Raw genomic sequence first — 22,547 nt, 5'->3', positions numbered from 1 at the left:
CCAACGAAAAAGGGCGCAGCCTTGGCTGCGCCCTTTTGGGATTTCAGTGCCTTGTCGATCAGTCGAAACGGCCGCTCGCATGGGCCAGCATCGTGTAGACCTTGCCGGTATCGGACACGAGGTAGGCATTGTTGCCGGCCGTGTCCTGGCCGTTGCGGGCCACTTCCTTCAGCAGGCGCTCGAAATCGCCGACATAGCGATCGACCGCTGCCTTGAAATCCGCCTCGCTCTGATACTTGCGGCGGATCTCGTCGAAGGTCTGCTGGCCCGCCAGCGTGTAGAGGCGGCGGGTGAAGACGTTCTTCTCGCCGCGATGGTGACGCTCCCAGAGCTCCGCCGCCGCGCGCGGGTCGATCGCCCGGGCAATGTCGGAAGAGAGGTTGCCGAGCGACGCGCCGTTGCCGGCGGCGGCAGCCGGAGCTTCCGCCTCACGACGCTCGACCGGAGCGGCGCTGTGGTCTTCGTCGCGCGAGGCGCGGCGCAGCAGATCGGAGACCCAGCCGCGCGGTTCGGCCTGTTCCGTGGCCGGAGCGGGCTTGGCCTCGGCGCGGGCCGGAGCCGGAGCCGGAGCCGGGCGGACCGAAGCCGCGGGACGGGCCGGCTCGACAGGAGCCGGACGAACCGGGGCAGGGCGCTGGGCAACCGGGGCAGGCGCCGCCGGAGTCGGAGCGACGGCCGCGGCGCGAACCGGCTCGGGTGCCGGCTGGCGGAGGGACGGCGCGGCGGCCGGCTGCGACCGGGCGAAGGAGGGCGCTGCCTCGGCGATGCGGCCGCGCGGCGCCGGAGCCGGCGTGCCGGGCACCGAGACGTCGAGCGACTTGCCATGCTTGCCGACGATTTCCGAAAGCTCGGAAAGGGCCTTCAGCTGGTCGGTGACGACACGGCGCATGGCGTCGGCGCTTTCGCGCGTTTCGGCCGGGAGTTCGAGCACGCCACGCTTCAGTTCGGTGCGGGTGGTCTCGAGATCCTGCGCCATCTCCTTGGCGGCGGAGCGCATTTCGTCGGTCGCGGCCGAGAACTGCTTGGTCGCCTGGGCCACCACGGCGGCCATGTCGTCCATCAGGGCGCGGTTCGCCTCGCGGACGGCGTCGGCTGCCTTCTGGCTCTGGCTGCTGGCGGTGGCCTGCATGCCCTCGAGATTTTCGAGAACGCCCTTGGCGGCGGTCTCGCTCGAACGGGCGAGCATCCGGGCGACCTCGGCAGCGCGATCCTCGGCATCCTTCAGCGAGGTGCTGACGGTTTCCGTGAAGGTGCGCATCATGCCATCCAGCTCGGACGAGCGGGCGGCAAGGCTCTGGGCGAGCTGGTCGAGGGCGATGCGGCGCTGCTCGATCGAACCTTCGATCTCGCTGTTGGCCGAGGTGAGCGTGCTGGCGGCGAGGCTGAGCGAGCGGCCCTGGTCCTCGAAGCGGCCGGCGATGGCGCCGACATTTTCCAGCACGTCCTTCGAAACGTCGCGCAGCATCTCGACCTGCGAAGCGAGCAGGGTGGAGGAATTCTGCGTGCCGCCGATCGCCTGTTCGATCGCCTGGGCGAACTCGCCGGTCCGGGTCGCGAGACCCGTCTCGATCTGGTTCAGGTTCTCGGTAGTGCGGGTCAGCAGCGCATTGAGCATCTCGTTCGACTGCGCCAGGCGGTCGACGATGCCGGCCACGTCGGTGCGGAGCCGCTCATTGGTGGAGCCGAAGCTGCGCGACACGGTCTCGCCGCTGTCGATCAGGGCGCGGGCGGCCTCGTCGGTGCGCGACAGCACCATCGAGACGATCTCGGAGCCCTTCGTCGACAGCAGGTCGACGATGGTGTCGCCGGCGGTGGCGACGCTGCTGGTCAGGTCGTTGCTGCGCTGATCGATCGCTGCGACGAGGCGGTTGCCTTCCCCGTCGAGCAACTGGGCGAGTTCCGCGCTGCGGGTTTCGAGAACCGCGTTGAAGGCGCGGGTCCGTTCTTCCAGCGCGCTGGCGGTGTTCATCGCACGACCGCCCAGGCTCTGCTCGACTTCGAGGGAGACCCGCGAAATCTGCTCGGCCGCTTCGGCGGAAACCCGCGACAGGTGACCGGCCGCGTCGGCGCTCGAGGTCGACAGCAGCTCGACCGTCGAGCTCGCCACCTGCGACAGGGCCTCCGATGCCTGATTGGCCGAAAGCGTGACGCTCTCGGAAGCATTGGCGGCCGAACGGGTGAGGTTCTGCGACGCGTCTTCCACCGACTGCATCAGCGCCTGCGTCGCTTCGGCTGCCGATTGTGAGAAGACCTGGGTTGCGTCCGCCGCCGACTGGGTCAGGCTCTGCGAGGCATCGCTTGCCGAGGCGCGCAGCGCGCCGCTGGTCGTGGTCGAGGCAGCAACGAGCTGCTCGGTTGCGTCCGAGAGCGAGCCGACGATCTGCTCGGCGGCGCGGACCGATTCACGGCCGAGCGTCGAGCTGATGTCGCTGAGGCGCGTCGAGAGGATCTGGTCCATCTGGGCGGCGCGGGCGTCGAAGCTGTTGGCGGCCTCGACGGCCTTTTCGCCCAGCGTCTCGTTGATCGACTGCCAGCGCTCGGACAGCATGTCCGAAAGCGCCTGGGTGCGATCGGAGAGACGGTTGGTCACGTCCGACAGGCGGTCGTCGATGATCGCGCCGATTTCGGCCTGGCCGTTGGAGAAGGCCTCGGCGATGTGGCGCGTGCGCTCGATCAGGGTCTGGTTGATCTGGGCCGAGCGGGCGTCCAGGGCCTCGTCGATACGCCGGGTATTGCTGTCGAGGGTCTCGGACACAGCGCCGATCTTGGATTCGATCGCGTCGCCGAAGCCTTCGAGGCGTTCCGCCAGCGTCGTGTCCATCAGGTTGGCGCGATCGGCGAAGCGGGTGACCAGTTCGGGGCCGCGAACCTCGATGATGTCGCGCAGCGCTGCGAAGCGCTCGTCGAGACCAGTTGCGATGGCAAGGCCGCGATCGTTGATCAGGTCGCCGAAGCGGCTGGACGTATCGACGATCCGGTCATGCACGGAGGTGGCGCGGTTCTCGATCTCGCTGGCCAGGTCGGTGCCCGAGGCGACGATGCGCTCATGCACGGCCGTGGCGCGGCCCTCGATCTCGTTGGCGAGATTGGCGCCGGAGCTGACGATGCGCTGATGCACGGCATTGGCGCGGTCTTCGATCTCGTTGGCGAGCTCGGAGCCGGAGGTCAGGATCCGGTCATGCGCGACGCGGGCCTGGTTGGCGATCTCTTCCGAGAGCGACGTGCCGGACGCGACGATCTGCTCGTTGGCAAGGCGGGCATGGCTGGCGATCTGGTCGACCAGGCCCGAACCCGAGGTGACGATCTCCTCATGCGCGGCGCGCGCCTGGCTGGTCAGCTCGCCGATCAGCGTATTGCCGGACGAGATGAACTGGCGATGCGCGGAGAGCGCCTGGTTGGCGATCTGGTCGGCAAGGCCGGCGCTGGCTTCCAGCATCTGCTCCTGCGCCAGGCTCGCCTGGCCGGCAATGTCGCCGATCAGCGACGAGCCAGCGGTGACGATCCGGTCATGTACGGCGCCGGTGCGGGTCTCGATCTCCTCGATCAGGCCGGTGCCGGCCTGGATCACGCGCTGATGCACGGTCGAGGCGCGGTTCTCGATCTCGTCAGCGATTTCGCTGCCGGAGACGATGATGCGCTGATGCACGGCTTCGGCGCGGCTGGTGATCTCGTTGGCGAGCTCGGAACCGGAGCTGACGATGCGCTGATGCACGTCGGTGCCGCGGCTTTCGATCTCGGCCGCGATCTCGCTGCCCGAGGAAAGGATGCGCTGGTGGATCGCGGTGGCGCGGTTGGCCAGTTCGTCGGCCAGTTCCGAGCCGGAGCTGACGATGCGCTGCTGCGCATCGAGGCCGCGACGCTCGATCTCGCCGGAGATGTCGGTGCCGGACGCGATGATGCTCTGGTGGACAGCATCGGCGCGGTCGGTGATGTCCTGCGCCAGCTCGGTGCCGCTGGAAAGGATGCGCTCATGCACCGCCTGGGCGCGGCTTTCGATCTCGCCGGCCAGTTCGGTGCCGGAAGCGACGATGCGCTTGTGCACGGCCTCGGCCCGGCTCTCGATGTCGCCGGCCAGATTGACGCTGGAAGACAGGATCCGCTCATGCGCCGCCTGGGCGCGCGTCTCGATCTCGCCGACCAGATTGCTGCCCGAGGTCAGGATGCGCTCATGCGCGACTTCGGCGCGGCTCTCGATCTCGCCGGCCAGGTTGGTGCCCGAAGCGATGATGCGCTGGTGCGCGGCTTCGGCGCGGCTCTCGATCGTGTCGGCCAGCTCGGTTCCGGAAGCGAGGATGCGCTGGTGCACGGCGCCTGCGCGGCTTTCGATCGCGTCCGCCAGTTCGGTGCCGGAAGCGAGGATCTGCTGGTGCGCGCTGTCGGCGCGGTTGGCGATCTCGTCGGCGAAACGGCTGCCCGAAGCGAGGATGCGCTCGTGGATGTCGGTGCCGCGGCTCTCGATCGTCGAGGCGATCTCGTTGCCGGAATGCAGGATGCGCTGGTGAACGGCCGAGCCGCGCGTCTCGATCGCATCGGCCAGCTGCTGGCTCGATTCGATGATCAGGTCGTAAACGGCGGTGCCACGGCTCTCCATCGTGTCGGAGATCTGCTTGCCGGATTCGATGATCCGCTCATGCAGCAGGCCGGCGCGCGAGGCGATGGTCTCGGAAATCTCGTTGCCGGAAGCGATGATCGTCTCGTTGACCTTGAGGCCGCGCACCGCGATCGCCTTGGCGACTTCGCCGCCGACGGTGGCGAGGCGTTCGGTCAGCTCGGCCGAGCGGGCGTCAAAGGTCTCGTTGACCGCGTTGGAAGCGCCGTCGATGGTGTCGCGCAGCGCCGCCGTGCGGGCTTCGATCAGCGTCGCCATGATGTCGCCGGCCGAGGTCAGCCGCTCCGCGAGCGCGCTGCCGTCGATGGCGATGGCGTCCTGGATCCGGTCGCCGGTCAGCGCCAGACGGTCGGCGAGGTCGCCGCCGCGGTCGGAAATGGTGTCGGCGATGCGGTTGCCGGTCTCGTCGAGCTTGTCATTGATCTCCTGGCCGCGCAGGGCCAGGTCGACGATCAGGCTGTCCGCATTGGATTTGAGCGCCGCGTTCACTTCGCGGGTGTGCAGCGAAATCGTCTCGGCGACCTGGTTGCCGGTGACCGAGATCGAGCGGGTCATGTCGGCGGTGCGGCGGTCGAGGCCTTCGGTCAGCTCTTCCGTGACGCGGGCCAGGGTCTCGTTGACCTCGCGGCCGCGCTCGGCGACGGTTTCGGCCATGGCGCGGCCGGTCGTCTCGAGCGTCTCGTTGATGTCGGCGCTGCGCGAAAGCAGCACGTCCGTCACTTCGACGCTGGTGCGCGAGAAGGATTCGGTGACGTCGGTGGCGGCGCTGGTCAGACGGTTGACCAGATCCTCGCCGCGCAGCGACAGCTTGCTGATCATCTCGTCGCCGGCCGTGCCGAGCGCCGTGGTGATGTTTTCGCCGCGTCCGGCCAGGGCCTGGGTGATGCGGTCGCCGGAGCCGATGATGTTGGCGGCGATCTGCTCGCTCGCCTCGCCCAGATCCTTCGACAGCGATTCCTGCGCCGAAACGATCGAGGTGCGGACGCGCTCGGAATTGATGACGATTGCTTCGCGTTGGTTGGCGAGGTCGTCGATCAGACCGCGCATACGGACTTCATTGTCGGAATAGGAGCGTTCGAGCGCGGCGACTTCGTTATGGACGAGCAGTTCGAGCTCGCTGGCGCGGGCCAGTGCCCGCTCGATGCCGTCGCCCATGGCGGCGACTTCGCGGCGGATGGCCTGGCTGACGGTGACGACTGCCTCGGAAGCGGCGTCCTCGGGCTCGGACAGGCGGGCGGCGACATCGGAGATCGAGCGCGCGGCGATGCGCATTTCCTGGGCGCGGGCCACCATCATGGCGATGCCCCAGACGATGCCGACCGGCAGCACCAAGGCGAGCGCGATATTGGTGAACTGGGCCGAACCCACGGCGCTGTCGCCGGAGAACAGGCTGATATTGGCGGAGCTCACATAGGCCGCAATGGCGCCGACCCAGGCGATCGAGAACAGCGAGGCGAGCGGATAGATCAGGCGCGACGGACGGCGCGCGGGCAGCGAGGCACCGCCGACGCGACGGTCGTCATTGGCGGGCATGCGGCTGTTGCGGCTGGACTGGCGGCCGCGCGGCGAGGCGCCGGCTTCTTCGGAACGGGTCGGGGAGGGCAGGGCGCGATTCGCAGCCGCTGCTGGGGCTTCTACCTTGCGCGGCGCATCGGCGCGGCGGGGCGCATCTCCCTTGCGGGGCGCCTCCTGAAGTCTGGGGGGCTCAAGCCGGCGATCGCGTGGAACGCCTCCAGCGGGTGCCCGGGGGCTCGCCGCCGTCGGAGCGTCGAAATCGATCCGGAGCGCCTCCTCCACGGCGGTGAGCGCTGCATCCACCGGGTCCTTGGACTTCGGGGTATTCGCCATTTTTTAGCCTCGCGTCCGTACTCGATACTCTGTCGGCCGCTTCGACGGGAACCCGTCAAAAGCAACAGGATGCTTCCAGGACACAGCTAGCGCTTGATACGTGCGCCGAGATTGCCACAACCCGTAGATCAGCCTGTCCCCCGGAGACGCCATACTCGCGATCCAGATCGGCCTTCACACCCTTGCCCGTAGCCCCACCTTTTGGCACATTAGGGGCAGGGGTACAAGAAAGTACGGCTTTCGGTCGCAATTTGTTAACAAGGTATTGACGGCGTGCGTCCCGGCTCCTCGCGAGACCGGCGGGAGCAGTTGTGTCCAAACGGAAAGACGTCGCAACCGGTTGAACGGCGATTTAGCCCGCACAGGTTGTATTGGATCTCGATCATCTTTGCGCCTTGCCGGCCGTGACGTGTTTTTCGCGGCGGTCCGCCTGTCGAATTGGCTCTTTCAGGGCGGCTCTTCAACAGACGCGAAATATTCGGGATCGCGGTTGCAGCCTTTTCGGTCGCCGATTGCGTTCTAGACCATCCGACGCCCATATGACGAAACGGAAAGTCTGCGCGGCACCGCGATTTCGCTTGGAGATTCGAGGGCGCCGGACCGGCGATCGATCGTTAACCATCGCATCGGATTTCTCGCATCGGGTCGGCAGCGCCCCTGCCGCCAGGGCCGGAGTACCAATCGGTCGCGGGCGCGGCCGCGCACAGGCCTTGGCACGCAAGCGGCATATCGCCTATAGGGGGCGGTCTTTTGCAGCGTCGCGGATGCCATGGCCAAGATCACCTATATCGCCTTTGACGGTACGCCCTACGAGATTGAAGCCCGTGACGGCTCCACCGTCATGGAGAACGCCGTGCGCAACGCGGTGCCCGGCATCGAGGCGGAATGCGGCGGCGCCTGCGCCTGCGCCACCTGCCATGTCTATGTCGATGAAGCTTGGGTCGCGATAACAGGCGAGCCGGAGGCGATGGAAGAGGACATGCTCGACTTCGCCCAGGACGTGCAGCCGAATTCGCGTCTCTCCTGCCAGATCCGCGTCAAGCCCGAGCTGGACGGACTGATCGTCCGGATCCCCGAGCGCCAGGGCTAAGCCTCGGCTGGGCCGCGAGTGAGGTTGGTTTTGCTCGCTGGAGGCGTTTGCGCGGAACTTTGATCCTTTGCAGCAGTGCGCGCAGCGGTTAAACGTCGCGCGCATTCACTATTTTAACGGTATGATCATGAGCGAAACCATCGAAGCCGATGTCGTCATCGTCGGCGCTGGACCTGTCGGACTGTTTGCCGTCTTCGAACTGGGCCTGCTGGACGTTCGCTGCCACCTGATCGATATCCTGGAAAAGCCCGGCGGCCAGTGCGCCGAGCTCTATCCCGAAAAGCCGATCTACGACATTCCAGCGTTTCCGATCATCACCGGCGACGGCCTGACCGAAAACCTGATGGCGCAGATCAAGCCGTTCGATCCGACCTTCCATCTCGGCGAGCAGGTGAACGGCATCGAGCGGCTGGAAGACGGTTCGTTCCGCGTCACCACCGATGCCGACAAGGTGTTTCTCACCAAGGTCGTGGTGATCGCGGCCGGCGGCGGCTCGTTCCAGCCCAAGCGCCCGCCGGTGCCCGCGATCGAGAATTTCGAAGGCAAGTCGGTCTTCTATTCCGTCCGCAAGATGGAAGCATTCCGCGACCATGACATCCTGATCGTCGGCGGCGGCGATTCCGCGCTCGACTGGACGCTGAACCTGCAGCCGATTGCCCGCAGCGTCACGCTGATGCACCGCCGCGACGCTTTCCGCGCCGCGCCCGATAGCGTCAACAAGATGCGCGCGCTGGTCGAGGCGGGCGAGATGAAGCTGATGTTCGGCCAGGTCACTGGGCTCGAGGGTGCCGATGGTCAGATCACGCACGCCGTCATCGCCGACAATGACGACAACGAGCATAAGTTGCCGACGACGCGCCTGCTGCCCTTTTTCGGCCTGACGATGAAGCTCGGCCCGATCGCCAATTGGGGCCTCAACCTGCATGAGAACCTGATCAAGGTCGACACCGAGAAGTTCCAGACCTCGGAGCCGGGCATCTTCTCGATCGGCGACATCAACTGGTATCCCGGCAAGCTGAAGCTGATCCTGTCCGGGTTCCACGAGGCGGCGCTGATGGCGCAGGCCGCGAGCCGGATCGTGTTCCCGGACAAGAAGATCCTGTTCCAGTACACGACCTCGTCGACCAGCCTGCAGAAGAAGCTCGGCGTCGCCTGACCGGGCGCGCCCGATGGCCCGGCGACAGCGCCGGGCCGGAACTCCGGGCGGCTCGGCCCGTTTTCCGATGATCCAGAGTCGGAGACGACGATGAAATCCAGCACGCATGAATTCGCCGATGCCGGCGACATCCCCAACAACCCGTCCCTGCCGCTGATCCTCTATCGGCAGGCGCTGACGGAGGACGGCACCGACCGCGCCTCCGCCTTCGAGCGCCTGTTCGCGTCGCATGGTTGGGGCGGCACCTGGCGGAACGGCATGTATCCGTTCCATCACTACCATTCGACCGCGCATGAAGTGCTCGGCATCGCTTCGGGGACGGTGACCGTCCAGCTTGGCGGCGAAACCGGCAAGGCTATGGAACTCGCGGCCGGCGATGCCGTGCTCATTCCGGCCGGTGTTGGGCACAAGCGCCTCAGTTCCAGCCCCGACCTGTTGGTCGTCGGCGCCTATCCCGTCGGCCAGCGCTGGGATCTGATCCGTGACGACGACGTCGTTGACGGCGTGGCGGTCCGGGCCAGGATCCGTGCGCTCGAGATGCCAGGCCAGGACCCGATCCGCGGCGCCGAAGGCCCGCTGCGCACCCATTGGGCGCAAGGGTAGGGGTTCAATCCAACAATTTAAGCCAAGGCTCGTGCAAGCTCACGTCCATTCTCGGCGTTTGAGTAGCCCCTTCTGCTAGGGTGAGGCGAGGGGGTATGTGCAATTCCATGCCTTGCACAGAGCAGACTGGCCTGATCGCCTAAAGTGATAACCCGCCGCCCGGCTAGTTCGTGAGCCGTAACGGATTGGAACGACTCATCCATGGCCCAACGAGGAATACTCTCAGAGCGCAATCGAGGTATTAGGTGAAATGCTTGCGTCATGTAGAGGGATGATCGCGTCATGCCGACTGCTTCAAGGGCAAGATCTAACGTTCGATTGAAGCGGATGCCGGGCAAGTAGCCCAATCGCTCCAGTGTCGCTCGATGCAATTGGATGGATTCAGCGTCAAGCCAATGTAGCGCAACGAGAACGGGTCCATCCATAGACCGGGACGAAATCTGGTACGGTGTAACCCAGTCTCCATCAAATCCGACATCGGCTAGTGTCTTGTAGCCATCAATACGCAGTGCGCGTCGACGAGCAATAATCGAGGTATACTCTGTTTTCATTGATCCTTTCCCTGCGTTAGCATGGGTAGTATCAACTCTATTGCATTGTCAATCGATGCAGTTTCCCTGTCAGTCCGTCTTCTTTCCGCCCTTGCCGCCGATCTTGGTCAGTTCCGCGATGAAATCCGCCATGGCCGGTGGCTTCTCGGCGATGAAGGGCAGGGGGCGGCAGACGTCGATCGCGGCGATGCCAACGCGCGCCGTCAAAATGCCGTTGATCACTCCCTCGCCAAGCCGCGCCGAAAGGCGGGCGGCGATGCCGTGGCCAAGAATCTGCTGCACCAGCGAGTCGCCCGCCGCCATGCCGCCGGTGACGGCGAGATGGGCGATGACGGTGCGGGCGAGGCGCAGGAAGCCGAGCGTGCCGGGCCGGCCGCCATAGAGCTGGCCGAGCTGGCGGATCAGCCGCAGCGCCGTCACCAGCACGAACAGCAGGTCGACCAGGGCGCGCGGCGAGATCGCCGTCACCAGCGTCACCCGCTTGGCAGCGGACAGCACCAGCGTCTGCGCGGCGATGTCGAGCGGGCGGAGCAGTTCCTGCTCGGAGAGGCCGATCAGATCGCGTCCGTCGATGATCTCGGCGGCGTGCTGCGCCAGCGCGGCGCGGCCATGCGCCGTGTCCGGGCGCTCGCCATAGAGCTCCGTCAGGTCGCGCACCGAGGCGCGGGCGGCGATGCGGTCGTCGCGCCGGGCGGCATCTTCGGCCGCCTCGCGAATCCTCGTGATCCGCCGCAGCCGCAGGAGCCCGCCGATCTCGCGGAAGGCGAGGGCGACCAGTGCCACCCCGCCGATGGCGGCAACCGCCAGCGCGAACCAGCCAAGCCATTCGGCGCGCTGGAACAGATCGCGGATCAGCTGGTCGACGGCGAGGCCGATGCCGAGCGACAGCAGGATGCCGAGCGCGGAGACGAGGATGTTGGCCCAGCGCGGGCCGCGGCGCGGCTTCGGCAGGACGGGAACCGGCAGTTCCAGTTCCTCCGGCTCGGCGATCACCACCGGCCGGTCGCCGGGCCGATGCGCGATATCGGGATCGTCGACGACGCGGATGCGGTCGAGGCGGAACGCGGTCGGCTTGCGCGGAATGTCGGTCATGACAGCCGGTCTCCGATCAGGAATTCCAGAGCCCGGTCGAGGCGGATATGCGGCAGCGACAGGGTGATGCCCTCCGCCGTCCGCTCCAGCGCGGGCGGGCGGAAACGGACGAAGCGCAGCGAGGTCTGGCCCAGTTCAGAAGTTGAGTCAGCACCTGAAAGAACTGAATCAGGATTGTTCGGCAAGTCGCCGGGAAAGAACGCGATTTCGCTTTTGCCGTCGAACGTCTCGCCATCGATCGTCTCGCCGGCGAGCGGCGTTCCGATAATCGACGGCAACTTTTCCGAGTCCTGGATGACCACGCCCTCGCGGGTCGCGCGGACCGAGGCGAGCGCCGCCACCTCGACGCGCGCGCCGGCGGCAGAGGCCCGTTCGATCGCCGGCGCCAGCAGGCGCGACAGGATCGCTTCGAGCCGGTCATGGTCGGCGTGATGCAGGTGGTCGGCCTTGGTGGCGCCGATCAGGATGCGGTCGATACGGCGGGTCATCAGCCCGCCCAGCCACGAGCCGGAGCCGGGCCGGTAGCAGCCGAGGATCTCGGTCAGCGCAGCGCCGAGATCGGCCACGGCGGCGGGGCCGGCATTCAGCGCGTTCAGCGCGTCGACCAGCACGATCTGCCGGTCGAGACGGGCGAAGTGATCGCGGAAGAAGGGTTTTACCACCACGGACTTATAGGCCTCGTAGCGGCGCGCCATCATACGGCCGAGCGAGCCGGGGGGCAGGGCGGCCTCCCGCTCGGGGAGAGGCGAGAAGGTCAGCGCCGGCGAGCCCTCGAGATCGCCCGGCATCAGGAAGCGGCCGGGCGGCAGGGTCGACATGGCGTTTTCATCGGCGCGGCAGGCGCGCAGATAGCCGGTGAACAGCGCCGCCAGCTCGCGCGCCACGGCCTCGTCCTCTGCTGCCGCGGGGTCGATAGTCTCGAGCCGCGCCAGCCAAGGGGCGGCGGCGGCCATTCGAGCCGGGCTGCGGGCCATGCCGAGCGCCTCGCGCGACCAGGTGGCGTAGTCCTTGGCGAGCAGGGGGAGATCGAGCAGCCACTCGCCGGGATAGTCGACGATGTCGAGGTTGAGCTTGCCGGGCCCGAAGCGGTGCTTGAAATAGGACGCGGATTCGTAGGCGATGGTCAGCCGCAATTCGCTGATCCGGTAGGTCGAATCCGGCCAGATGCGCTGGTCGACCAGGGCGCGGACGTGATCCTCGTAATCGAAGCGCGGCACGTCGTCGTCGGGCTGCGGCTCCAGCCTGGCACCGGTAACGCGGCCCGTCGAATAGGCGCGGAACAGCGGCAGGCGGCCGCCATGGACGAGATTGTGCACCAGCGCCGTGATGAAGACCGTCTTGCCGGCGCGCGCCAGCCCCGTGACCCCCAGGCGGACGGTCGGCGAGACGAGATCCGCCGCGCGATCTCCAAGCGTTGCGAGCGCGAGGCGCGCTTCGTCGGTCAGCGTGGTCAGCTTCAAGGGTCCCGTTCCTGGCCGGAGGAGTGCGGCCGCTCGCGTCTCGGCCGAACAGCCGGCCGCTGTCCCATGTAGGCACGGCCGGCGGGCGGCAAAAGATCTATTCGTCGTCGGCGATCGGTTCGGAGCCGACCAGCTCCAGCTCGCGCGGGCGGAAGAAGGCGACGACGCGGCCGGTCCGGGGCCGGAGTTCCGACCATTTGTGAATGTCGAAGTCGATCACCGCGAGGCCGGCGGTCGGGAACTTGTCGGCGATCTCCTCGCGCAGCGCGGGATTGCCGTTGCCGATCAGTTCGATGGCGGTGTCCTGCATGGTCGGGTTGTGGCCGATCATCATGAGGTTGCGCGCATTGCCGCCCAGCGCGCCGATCGTGTCGATATAGGCGTCGGCGCCGACTTCGTAGAGCCCGCGCGTGATGCGGATCTCCAGATCGGTCGAGATCATCGGCATCAGCCCCATCAGCGTCTCGCGCGTGCGCCGGGCGGAAGAGCAGAGGATGCGGTCCGGGATCAGGCGGTGGGCCGCGAGATGCTCGCCGATCATCGTGGCCGCGCGCCGTCCGCGAGGGGCCAGCGGTCGATCGAAATCGGCGAGGCCGGCGACATCCCAGGCGGACTTGGCGTGGCGGAGCAGAAGAAGACGCATGTTGGTCGTTTCGTTCCCGGTTCGGCCGCGAATTCTACCTCAATCGAGGCAGCCGCGCGCGTTCTGATGAATACGCTGTCATGGCTTGCTTGCGAACTCAATCCGGCGCCGAAGGGAGACGGGGCGCCGATCGGCAGGGGGAGTGGCGTCAGCCCGCGTTGCGGGCGAAGCGCGGATTGGGGCGCACTTCCCCATTATAAGGCTCGGGACGGCGGACATTGCGCGAATTGTCGACCACGGCCTGGAGCGCGCTGTCGGAAACGGCGCGGGCGGTCGCCAAGGCGGCAAGGTTGATCTGCAGCACCGAGCGGAACTCCTCATGCCGCTGGCGCAGCCGGGCGACCTGGCCCGGATCGAGGTCTTCCAGGCTCTGGCCGATCGCGCCCAGCACGGCGAGTTCGTCCATGTAGCGCTTGGCGTAGTAGCTCTTGCGCTGGCCCAGTTCGCGCGCGGCGAAGATCTTGCCTGCGCGCAGCAGCTCGGCCTCTGCTTCGATCAGCTGCAGGAGGGCGTCCATGGTCGCCTCGATGCCGGTGAGCGTGGTGGCGGCGTCGGGGTTCCCGGCTTCGGGTGCCGGCTCCGACGAGGGCCTGCGGTGGGCGTGCTGGGATCGAGCTTCAGTCACCGAGATTTTCCCTGGTCGAGCGCAGCGGACGCGGAACGGTAGGCCTCCCGCTCGGAAGCGAGACCGGCAGCTCTGGCCGCAAAGCCCATTCAAACATTGGTAATATTAACGAAGTTTTACCTTCCGTTGCGGCAATGTCACGGTCGTCGCCGGCCTGTTGCGCCGCAACAAGGCCATTTTCCGGTTTGGCGGCGGCATGAGTATTTCAAGTATATTCAATGGGTTGAAGAGATACCCAAAACTTCGGCGGCCGTCATAGCCGGCTTCGAAAGTGCTTTTTTCGGGAGTCTCATAATCCCGCTCGCGGGCGGTTGTCCTAGGCAAGACGCATCGCTATATTCCGCGCCGAAATGCCATCGACAAGGGGTCATTCATGACGCTAGATACCCTTGAAGCGTATCGGCCTTCGGAAGCCGAACCCTTCATGAACGAGCGGCAAAGGGAGTACTTCCGCAAGAAGCTCCTCGCCTGGAAAGACGATATTCTCCGGGAGTCCCGGGAAACCCTTCAGCATTTGCAGGACGAAAACGTAAACCATCCGGATCTCGCCGACCGTGCGTCGTCGGAGACGGATCGCGCGATCGAACTCAGGGCCCGCGATCGTCAGCGCAAGCTGATCGCCAAGATCGATGCCGCCCTGCAGCGGATCGATGATGGCAGCTACGGCTACTGCGAGGAAACCGGCGAACCGATCAGCCTCAAGCGTCTCGACGCCCGGCCGATCGCAACGCTGTCGATCGAGGCACAGGAGCGCCATGAGCGGCGCGAGCGCGTCTATCGCGACGAATAGCGCGATCGTCCTTCGAAGAATTGAAAAGGGCGCGGAACCATGGTTCCGCGCCCTTTTTGTTGCATCAGCGTTGGGAGAGCCACGCAGGTGCCGACGGTTCGCCCTGGCGAACCGAGGCCCAGGCCTCGCTTAGCTCTTGCGAGCGTTGGAAATCTCGCCCAGCAGGCGCGCCATTTCCTTCTCGAGATCGCCGACCGACGACGAGACCTCGGAGGGTGCGGGCGATTCCGGCTGCGGCGCTTCGATGAAGTCCTCGGCGATCGCCACCGGGGCGTCTTCCGGCTGCGGCGGCTCGACCGAAGGAGCGGAGGAGCGGGGCGGCGCACCATAGAGATGCGCGTCGTCGGCGCTGGCCGAGTCCGGCCCCAGATCGAAGATGGGCTCGAAGCGCGCCAGGCGGTCGGCCTCGTCCTCCATTCCCGCGAAGGGATCGGCATCTGAGATCACCGGAGGCGCGGGCGGAATGATCGGACGGCGCGGTGCGGCGCGGGCCGGGTCGACGGAAGGCGCCGGCGCGGCGTTGGGGGCTACCGGCGTCTGCTGCGAGCCGAGCAGCGGGCGCGGATCGTAGGGGCGGGGACGCTGGCCGGTCGGACGACCTTCATTCGGCTCGGAGGGCGACGCCGCCGGCATCGGGCGCGGCACGGGAACCGATTCCGGCGGGATCTCGACGGTGGTCGGCGTGTGGCGCGGACGATTGCCGGACAGGAAGCTCGGGAAGCCCCGGCCGGTGCGCGGCTCGGGCGCCGGGCGCTGCGGCGGGGTAGAGGGAGCCGGCGGGGCGGCGCGCTGCGGCTGGGGCGCGGGCTCGAAGCTGGCTTCGGGCTCGGTCGGCGCGAAGTCCGTCTCCGTCACGCGCTCCTCGATCGATTCCGATTCCTCTTCGAAAACCGCAGCCGGACGGCGAGCGGACGCCTCGGCGGGCAAGGGCGCTTCGGCCGGCTGAATGTCGGCCGGCTGCGCCAGATCGGGGCGGCGCGATTCCGCCGGGCGCGCGGCAGCTTCCGCGACGGGCGGCACGGCGCGGGCGGTCTGCGGCATCGGGCGCGCCGGGGCGGGCTCGGCGCGGGCCGGAACCGGCTCGGGACGCTGCGGCTCCTGGCGGATCGGATCCGGACGGATCGGTTCCTGCCGGATCGGCTCCTGGCGCAAGGGCTCGAGACGGCGCGTCTGCTGCTGCGGGCGCTGGATGCCGGGCTCGACGACCACGTCGCTCGGGCCACCGATCAGGATCAGGTGCTCGACATTGTCGCGGCGCACCAGGATCAGCCGGCGGCGCTGGTCGAGCGGCAGGGCGTCCAGCACGGCGAGCCGCGGCTGGCGGCCGCGCGCCGGGTTGGCGCCGAGGCTGCCATTGGTGAACAGGCGGATCAGCCAGAAGACCACCAGGATGACCAGGAGAACCACGACGAGCGTGATCACGAACTGGGCAATGGTCGCGCCTGTGTCGCCGAACATTGGCGCCAGATAATCGTGCATCTTACTCTCCCGACTTCCGATTCCGGTGCTGCCCGCATGCAGGCCATGAAACGGATCAAACCGGCGCCATCAGGCGTCTCGGCTCGATTCCTTGCTTATTCGACGTCTTTGCCGGGCGCTAGGCCTGGAAAGGCCCGGCAACACCAGCCGTCGCCAACAATCCCTTGGCGCCGTTAAGAATTCATTGACCATGGCTGTGGCAGAATCCAGTGGATTCGCATGTCCATGCGCGTTGAAGGCGTCATTGTTCCGGGAAAAGTGGCCTTGTCAGGGCTCAGCCGGCTTCATGTCGCCGGTGATTCTCGATCCTGCGGGCGCAGGGAGAGGCTCCCTCTCCAGGGGAGAGCCTACCGTCCTGCGCCGATTTCCGCCGGTCCGCGTTGAATTAACAAGCGATCCTCCGCATTCTGCCTGTTAGAAGCGAACAGCGATTCTTCGCGGTCAACAAGCGTTCGCAAGGATCTATGAACAGATGGGGCAGACCGGGGTGCAGGGGTTCATGCCGCACAAGTCGAGCCGCGTGACGGCATGACCGACGACAGCAACCAGAAAACGCATCGCCGCGCGCTGGTCGATCGGTCGGATCGCCCCGGCGGGATCGGGCGACTGCTCGTGCTTGCCTGCTGCCTGGTCGGCGCTGCGCTCGCCTTTGCCCTGCTGCCGCCCCAGGCGGCGGAGCCCTTCATCTTCGCGCTGCTCGGACTGCTCGCCGTGGTCGGCGTCTTCACGCTGTTCGCTGCGGCCATCGGGCTGATGCGCTTCACCGGCCGCTCGCCGCGCGACGATCTCGGCCGCGGCTTCATCGACAGCATGGCCGAAGGCTTGGTCATCACCGATCGGGACAGCCGCATTCTCTATGCCAATGCCGCCTATGCCGATCTGGTCGGCGCCGACGAGGGCAAGGATGTCCGCGTCGTCGAGCGCGTCTTCTCCGGCGACCAGGCAGCGAGCGAGGCGATCTACCGCCTGTCGCAATCGATCCGCGAAGGTCGCGCCGCCGTCGAGGAAGTGCGCATGCCGAGCCCGCTGGCGGGGCCTGCCAACGGCACGCCGCGCTGGTATCGCATCCGCGTCCGCCCGGTGAATGCCGGCAAGGATGACGGCCGCCTGCTGACCGCCTGGCAGGTCGCCGACGTGACCCATGACCGCGCCCAGCAGGAAACCGTCTTCCAGGACCTGCAGCACGCCATCGACTATCTCGACCATGCGCCGGCCGGTTTCTTCTCGGCCGAGCCGGATGGCCGCATCGTCTATCTCAACGCGACGCTCGCCGACTGGCTCGGCATCGACCTGACCTATTTCAAGGCCGGCGCCCTCACGCTCGGCGACATCGTGCGCGGTGACGGCGCGGCGCTGCTCTCGGTCGACCGCGAGAATTCCGGCGAGATGCGGCCGCAGACGATCGATCTCGATCTCGTCAAGCAGAACGGCCAGAGCCTGCCGGTGCGTCTGCTGCATCGCGTGCCCTTCGCCGGCGACGGCGCACCGGGCGCGACCCGGACCATCGTGCTCAATCGCGGCCCCGGCGAGGAGACGTCCGAGGCGTTGCGCGCGGCGGAAGTGCGCTTCACCCGCTTCTTCAACCATACCCCCTTCGCGATCGCCTCGATCGACAAGTCCGGTCGGATCGGCCGCACCAACGCGCCCTTCGCCCGCCTGTTCGGGCCGATCAAGTCGGATGGTGGCAGCCGCGCCCGCCTGATCGACGTGATTGCCGAGAGCGAGCGCCCGGCGCTGGAGGCAGCGCTGGAAAGTGCGGCCGGCGGCCGCAGCGAAATCCCGCCCGTCGACACCACCATTCTCGGCCATGGCGAGCGCAGCGTGCGCTTCTACGTGACGGCCGTCGACGAGGACGCGAACGAGCGCGAGATTGCCACCGTCTACGCGTTGGAGACGACCGAGCAGCGGGCGCTGGAGCTGCAATTCGCGCAGAGCCAGAAGATGCAGGCGATCGGCCAGCTGGCCGGCGGCGTCGCGCATGACTTCAACAACGTGCTCACCGCGATCATCGGCTTCTCCGACCTGCTGCTGGCCAACCATCGGCCGAGCGACCCGTCCTTCCAGGACATCATGAACATCAAGCAGAACGCCAACCGCGCGGCCGGACTCGTCCGCCAGCTGCTGGCCTTCTCGCGCCGCCAGACGCTGCGCCCGCAGGTGCTGGCGATGGGCGACGTGCTGTCCGATCTCTCGATCCTGCTGGAGCGTCTGCTCGGCGAGAAGGTCAAGCTGCAACTGGTGCATGGCCGCGATGTCTGGCCGATCAAGGCCGACCTCAACCAGTTCGAGCAGGTCGTCATCAACCTCGCCGTCAATGCGCGCGACGCCATGCCGAAGGGCGGCACGCTGACCATCCGTACGCGCAACGTCACGCCGGAAGAGGTAGCGGAGTTCAGCTACAAGCCGCTGCCGCCGGCCGACTACGTGCTGATCGAAGTGGCGGATACCGGCACCGGCATCCCCGTCGAGGTGCAGTCGAAGATTTTCGAGCCGTTCTTCTCAACCAAGGATGTCGGCAAGGGCACCGGCCTCGGCCTCTCGACGGTGTACGGCATCGTCAAGCAGACCGGCGCGCATATCTTCTTCGACAGCGAGACGGATGTCGGCACGACCTTCCGTATCTTCGTGCCGCGCCATGTTCCGCTCGTCTCGGCGAAGCCCGAGATCATCGCCGAGAAGGCGCCGGAGATCGCCGATCTCACCGGCAGCGCCAGTATTCTTCTGGTCGAGGATGAGGAGGCCGTGCGCGCCTTCGCCGCCCGGGCGCTCGCCTCGCGCGGCTACACCGTGCACGAGGCGGCCTCCGGCATCGAGGCGCTGGAGATCATGCGCGAGACCGGCGGCACGATCGATCTCGTCGTCTCCGACGTCGTCATGCCGGAACTCGATGGCCCGTCGCTGCTTCGCGAGCTGCGCAAGGAGCGTCCGGGGCTGAAGATCATCTTCGTTTCCGGCTATGCCGAGGACGCCTTCGCCAAGAACCTGCCGGATGGCGAGACCTTCAACTTCCTGCCGAAGCCATTCTCGCTCAAGCAGCTGGCGACCGCCGTCAAGGAAACGCTCGGCCAGTAGGCCCAGCGGTGAGCGCTGCCGCAGGCCGCGCTTGCCAAGCCGCGGCTGCCTGCGGAGAATGCCGGCCTGTTTCCAACTGGAATGATGTGCATGAACGACCGAACCGCGTCCGCCGTCGAGGCCGCGACCACCGCCTTGCCTTTCCGGATCGACCCGGTCACCCGGCGCGTTTCGATCGACGCCAAGGATCCGGCCTTCTTCCAGAATCCCTATCCGGTGTTCGAGGCGATCCGCGCCATCGCGCCGGTGTTTTTCTGGGAAGAGCTGAATGTCTGGTGCTTCCTGTCGGCCGATGACGTCAACGCGCTCTATCGCGACCGCCGTTTCGGCCGCGAGATCCTGCATGTGGCGACGCGCGAAGAGCTCGGCATCCCCGAGATCCCCGCGCACCTGAAGCCGTTCTACGACGTCGACAACCTCTCCATGCTGGAGCGCGAGCCGCCGGTTCACACGCGCCTGCGCACGCTGGTGAACCGCGCCTTCGTCTCGCGCCAGATCGAAAGGCTGCGCCCGCGCATCGAAGCGCTCTGCCACGAGCTGATCGACGGGTTCGCGGCGAAGGGCGAGATCGACCTGATCGAGGCCTATGCGACGCCGATCCCGATCACGGTGATCGCCGAAATTCTCGGCGTGCCGGTGGAGCGCGCGCCGGACCTGCTCGCCTGGTCACATGCCATGGTCGGCATGTACCAGCTCGGCCGCACCCGCGCGATGGAGGACGCCGCCGTCGCCGCGACGCTCGCCTTCTCCGCCTTCCTGCGGGGCTATGTGCAGGAGCGGCGCGGCAAGCCCGGCGACGACCTGATCAGCCAGTTGATCGCGGCCGAGGAACAGGGCGAGAAGCTCTCCGAGGACGAGCTGATCACCACCTGCATCCTGCTACTCAATGCGGGCCACGAGGCGACGGTGCATGCGCTGGGCAATGGCGTGCGCGCGATCCTGCGCTCGGGCGCGGATCCGGCGACCCTGTTCGCGACGCCCGAATCGACGGCCGCGACGGTGGAGGAATGCCTGCGCTACGACCCGCCGCTGCACATGTTCATGCGCTATGCGCTGGAGGATCTGGAGTTCGGCGGCCTCGCCCTGAAGAAGGGCCAGCAGGTCGGCCTGATGCTGGGCGCGGCCAATCGCGATCCCAACCGCTATCTCGCCGCCGACCAGTTCGATGCCACGCGGGAGCTGAAGCCGCATGTCTCCTTTGGCCTCGGCATCCATTTCTGCATCGGCGCGCCGCTGGCGCGGCTGGAAATGCAGGTCGCGCTGCCGATCCTGTTCGAGCGGCTGAAGGGCCTGCGCCTGGCCGGCGCGCCCAGCTATCGCGACGCCTATCATTTCCACGGTCTCGACGGGCTGCAGCTCGCATGGGACGCCTGATGCGGAACCCTTCCGCCGACGCTCGTGCCGTTTCGTCGCTGCGGCCGCCCCAGCCTGCCTGGTGCGTGGCGGGTATGGAAACGGGGACAAGGCCGCTTATCAAGCCGGGCCGCGTGGAGTAAAACCCAGCCATGATTGAAGGTCAGCCCAGCGCAACAGCCTTTCGCGTCGCCATGCGTCGCGCGGCCCACCAGCTCCTCGATAAGCCTTTGATATTCGAGGATCCGCTCGCTCTCACCATCGTCGGGGGCGATCGCGGCTCGGTTCTGGCGCGCGACGAACTCTCCCGCGCCGATTCGCCGGGCGGCGAGACGATTCGCGCCTTCCTTGCGGCGCGCAGCCGCTTTGCCGAGGACCGGCTCGCCGCCGCCGTCGCGCGCGGCGTCCGCCATGTCGTCGTGCTTGGCGCCGGGCTTGACACCTTCGCCTATCGCAATCCCTTCGCCGACAGGGGCGTCGTCGTCTATGAGGTCGACCACCCGGCCACCCAGGCCTGGAAGCGCGATCGCCTGGCCGCGACCGGCATTCCGGTGCCCGAAGGCGTGCGTTTCGTGCCGGTCGATTTCTCCGTCGACAAGCTGGACGAACGGCTGCTCGCCGCCGGGCTCGACCCCGCCGCGCCGACCTTCTTCTCCTGGCTCGGCGTCGCGCCCTATCTGACCGAGGCGGCGATCTTCTCGACGCTCGGCATCATCGCCGCGCGCCCGGGCGGGAGCGAAGTCGTGTTCGATTATGCCGAGATCCCGGACAAGCTCACCCTGCTGCAGCGGCTGGCCTTCACGACGCTCTCCGGCCGCACGGCGAGCCTTGGCGAACCTTTCGTCACCTTCTTCAAGCCAGACGACCTGGCAGGTCGGCTGGCGGGGCTCGGTTTCGCCTCGATCGAGGATCGCACCGGTCCGGAACTGGGCCAGCTCTATCTCGGCGGGGCTTCGGCGCTCGACCGCGCCGCCGTCGGCCATGTCGTCGCCGCGATCAAGGCTCCCGCAGCGCCATCGCCGTGACGGGGGCCGTCCGCCGGCGGTAGCGCCGCCAGGTCTTCCGACCCTCGGATCTCGCGCAGCAATTTGCGCCGGATCGCCTGCCGGAAATGGTGGAGCCCGAGCACGGGCTCCACGAAGGCGCCCGGCCCGCCAATGACCTCGCTATGGAAGTAGTCGACCAGTCGCATCGGCGTGACGGTGTCGTCGTCCTGCGACGAAACCCCTTGCAGCAGGCGCTTGTAGACGATCGGCAGTCCGTTGATGGTGATGCCGCGCGCCACCAGGACATCGCGCACGCTGGCTGGGTCGGGTCCGCGATTGTTGACGCCATCGCCGGATATGTCGATCACCCGGCGCGCGCCGACATACCCGGCGCTGTCAAACAGCGAGGCGGCGCGAAGCAGCGCGCTGCTGATCGAGGTTCCCATCGGCAACCGACCAGGAATCCGGCGCTCCAGCGCATCGGCCCATTCTCCGGCGCTGGCGGCGTCCGAGACCAGTAGCCAGTCGACGATGACATTCTGGCGCTGCTCGCCGGCCCATTCCACGCACACCACGGCGATTCGCCGATGACGGCCGCTCTGGATCGCCTGCACGATCTCCGCGTCGCGAAACGCCGCGACGAAGCCGTCGCGCTGCAGGGCACGCTCTTCGACATCCATGGACGTGGAAACGTCGAGGGCAATCACCAGTTGTAGATCAACTTGGATGCGGTCTTGGGCATTTGCTTCCCGCCAAATGCCTATTTGACTTATCGCGAAGGCAGCCAAAGTTATGATGAGGCATGTCCGAAGCGCTTTTCCAGTCTTCCGGAAGGCGGAAGAGCACGACATGCTTCACCCCATGGCGGCGTTGTTCTGGATTCCCGTGGCAGAATCCCTGGATAAGCCGCGTCTTCGCGCCATCGAGGGGATTATGCATGGCGCCATCCCATCACGATCTTGATGGAGGTGTCCATTCACATTCGCGCCGGTTGGGGGACGGGCGCTGGGGGGCTTTGGGGATGCTGGCGCGACAAGACGGGCTTCCATCCGTCGCCGCGAAAGTCTGGCTGCCGTCGCCGCAATCGGCCTTGTCTGGCGGCGCGGCGCGCCGCGCGAGCGGGCCGGGGTGGCTGACCGCCTCCGGCAAGGGGCCGAGCCCCGGGCGCGAAATGCCCGGGGCTCGGCGGG

The 22,547-nt window shown here is 66.9% G+C and carries 14 protein-coding genes; 7 read left to right on the top strand and 7 right to left on the bottom strand.

All coding sequences use genetic code 11. The annotated features are described in order from the left end of the window. Positions 1-58 precede the first annotated feature (58 nt). On the bottom strand, positions 59-6,457 hold the full coding sequence (locus ABIE08_RS08720; RefSeq protein WP_354550324.1) for a hypothetical protein: 6,399 nt from the start codon (positions 6,455-6,457) through the stop codon (positions 59-61). 769 nt (positions 6,458-7,226) lie between these two features. Between ABIE08_RS08720 and ABIE08_RS08715 the strand changes: the two genes are divergently transcribed. From ABIE08_RS08715 to ABIE08_RS08705, 3 genes are all read left to right on the top strand, one after another. Then, on the top strand, positions 7,227-7,547 hold the full coding sequence (locus tag ABIE08_RS08715; protein ID WP_266329487.1) for a 2Fe-2S iron-sulfur cluster-binding protein: 321 nt from the start codon (positions 7,227-7,229) through the stop codon (positions 7,545-7,547). A gap of 127 nt (positions 7,548-7,674) precedes the next feature. Beyond that, positions 7,675-8,703 carry an NAD(P)/FAD-dependent oxidoreductase gene (locus ABIE08_RS08710; protein WP_354550322.1) on the top strand — a complete coding sequence of 343 codons (1,029 nt, stop codon included), beginning with the start codon at positions 7,675-7,677 and terminating at the stop codon, positions 8,701-8,703. A 90-nt stretch (positions 8,704-8,793) separates the two neighbouring features. After that, a complete protein-coding gene (locus tag ABIE08_RS08705) occupies positions 8,794-9,306 on the top strand; it encodes a cupin domain-containing protein (protein WP_354550320.1) in 513 nt (170 codons plus the stop codon). 620 nt (positions 9,307-9,926) lie between these two features. Here ABIE08_RS08705 and ABIE08_RS08700 read toward each other — a convergent pair. From ABIE08_RS08700 to ABIE08_RS08685, 4 genes are all read right to left on the bottom strand, one after another. Beyond that, positions 9,927-10,949: a YcjF family protein gene (locus ABIE08_RS08700; RefSeq protein WP_354550318.1), complete on the bottom strand. Its 1,023-nt coding sequence runs from the start codon at positions 10,947-10,949 to the stop codon at positions 9,927-9,929. Continuing rightward, complete coding sequence (locus ABIE08_RS08695) at positions 10,946-12,409, bottom strand: YcjX family protein (RefSeq protein ID WP_354550316.1); 1,464 nt, start codon at positions 12,407-12,409, stop codon at positions 10,946-10,948. The genes ABIE08_RS08700 and ABIE08_RS08695 overlap by 4 nt, the downstream gene beginning before the upstream one ends. A 97-nt stretch (positions 12,410-12,506) precedes the next feature. Then, positions 12,507-13,052 (bottom strand): SixA phosphatase family protein, encoded by a 546-nt coding sequence (locus tag ABIE08_RS08690; RefSeq protein WP_354550314.1) that lies wholly within the window; start codon positions 13,050-13,052, stop codon positions 12,507-12,509. Positions 13,053-13,200: 148 nt separating this feature from the next. Further along, positions 13,201-13,677: a hypothetical protein gene (locus ABIE08_RS08685; protein ID WP_354550312.1), complete on the bottom strand. Its 477-nt coding sequence runs from the start codon at positions 13,675-13,677 to the stop codon at positions 13,201-13,203. A 373-nt stretch (positions 13,678-14,050) separates the two neighbouring features. Between ABIE08_RS08685 and dksA the strand changes: the two genes are divergently transcribed. Then, a complete protein-coding gene (dksA, locus tag ABIE08_RS08680; RefSeq protein WP_354550310.1) occupies positions 14,051-14,467 on the top strand; it encodes an RNA polymerase-binding protein DksA in 417 nt (138 codons plus the stop codon). A 129-nt stretch (positions 14,468-14,596) separates the two neighbouring features. Here dksA and ABIE08_RS08675 read toward each other — a convergent pair whose 3' ends face one another. Continuing rightward, positions 14,597-15,946 carry a flagellar biosynthetic protein FliO gene (locus ABIE08_RS08675; RefSeq protein WP_354550308.1) on the bottom strand — a complete coding sequence of 450 codons (1,350 nt, stop codon included), beginning with the start codon at positions 15,944-15,946 and terminating at the stop codon, positions 14,597-14,599. 528 nt (positions 15,947-16,474) lie between these two features. On the opposite strand from ABIE08_RS08675, the gene cckA reads away from it, so the two are divergent. The 3 genes from cckA (at position 16,475) to ABIE08_RS08660 (ending at position 21,396) form a co-directional block, all read left to right on the top strand. After that, positions 16,475-19,018 (top strand): cell cycle histidine kinase CckA, encoded by a 2,544-nt coding sequence (gene cckA / locus ABIE08_RS08670; protein WP_354550305.1) that lies wholly within the window; start codon positions 16,475-16,477, stop codon positions 19,016-19,018. 90 nt (positions 19,019-19,108) lie between these two features. Then, positions 19,109-20,392, top strand: coding sequence for a cytochrome P450 (locus ABIE08_RS08665; protein WP_354550303.1), 1,284 nt, complete (start codon positions 19,109-19,111; stop codon positions 20,390-20,392). Between the two features lie 131 nt (positions 20,393-20,523). Continuing rightward, on the top strand, positions 20,524-21,396 hold the full coding sequence (locus ABIE08_RS08660; RefSeq protein WP_354550301.1) for a class I SAM-dependent methyltransferase: 873 nt from the start codon (positions 20,524-20,526) through the stop codon (positions 21,394-21,396). On the opposite strand, the gene ABIE08_RS08655 is transcribed toward ABIE08_RS08660, so the two are convergent. Then, positions 21,309-22,208 carry a DUF1194 domain-containing protein gene (locus ABIE08_RS08655; protein WP_354550299.1) on the bottom strand — a complete coding sequence of 300 codons (900 nt, stop codon included), beginning with the start codon at positions 22,206-22,208 and terminating at the stop codon, positions 21,309-21,311. The two genes, ABIE08_RS08660 and ABIE08_RS08655, sit on opposite strands and share 88 nt — an antisense overlap. Between the last annotated feature and the right edge of the window lie 339 nt (positions 22,209-22,547).

The sequence above is a fragment of the Kaistia defluvii genome (assembly GCF_040548815.1).
Classification (GTDB): domain Bacteria; phylum Pseudomonadota; class Alphaproteobacteria; order Rhizobiales; family Kaistiaceae; genus Kaistia; species Kaistia defluvii_A.
The sequence above is the reverse complement of the archived record's forward strand: the minus strand, read 5'-3'. Positions and strand labels throughout refer to the sequence as shown.

Bases quoted from the DNA above. Each gene is read 5' to 3' on its own strand.
- ABIE08_RS08720 (WP_354550324.1), bottom strand. From the start codon at position 6,457: ATGGCGAATACCCCGAAGTCCAAGGACCCGGTGGATGCAGCGCTCACC.
- ABIE08_RS08715 (WP_266329487.1), top strand. From the start codon at position 7,227: ATGGCCAAGATCACCTATATCGCCTTTGACGGTACGCCCTACGAGATT.
- ABIE08_RS08710 (WP_354550322.1), top strand. From the start codon at position 7,675: ATGAGCGAAACCATCGAAGCCGATGTCGTCATCGTCGGCGCTGGACCT.
- ABIE08_RS08705 (WP_354550320.1), top strand. From the start codon at position 8,794: ATGAAATCCAGCACGCATGAATTCGCCGATGCCGGCGACATCCCCAAC.
- ABIE08_RS08700 (WP_354550318.1), bottom strand. From the start codon at position 10,949: ATGACCGACATTCCGCGCAAGCCGACCGCGTTCCGCCTCGACCGCATC.
- ABIE08_RS08690 (WP_354550314.1), bottom strand. From the start codon at position 13,052: ATGCGTCTTCTTCTGCTCCGCCACGCCAAGTCCGCCTGGGATGTCGCC.
- dksA (WP_354550310.1), top strand. From the start codon at position 14,051: ATGACGCTAGATACCCTTGAAGCGTATCGGCCTTCGGAAGCCGAACCC.
- ABIE08_RS08675 (WP_354550308.1), bottom strand. From the start codon at position 15,946: ATGCACGATTATCTGGCGCCAATGTTCGGCGACACAGGCGCGACCATT.
- cckA (WP_354550305.1), top strand. From the start codon at position 16,475: ATGACCGACGACAGCAACCAGAAAACGCATCGCCGCGCGCTGGTCGAT.
- ABIE08_RS08665 (WP_354550303.1), top strand. From the start codon at position 19,109: ATGAACGACCGAACCGCGTCCGCCGTCGAGGCCGCGACCACCGCCTTG.
- ABIE08_RS08660 (WP_354550301.1), top strand. From the start codon at position 20,524: ATGATTGAAGGTCAGCCCAGCGCAACAGCCTTTCGCGTCGCCATGCGT.
- ABIE08_RS08655 (WP_354550299.1), bottom strand. From the start codon at position 22,208: ATGTCGTGCTCTTCCGCCTTCCGGAAGACTGGAAAAGCGCTTCGGACA.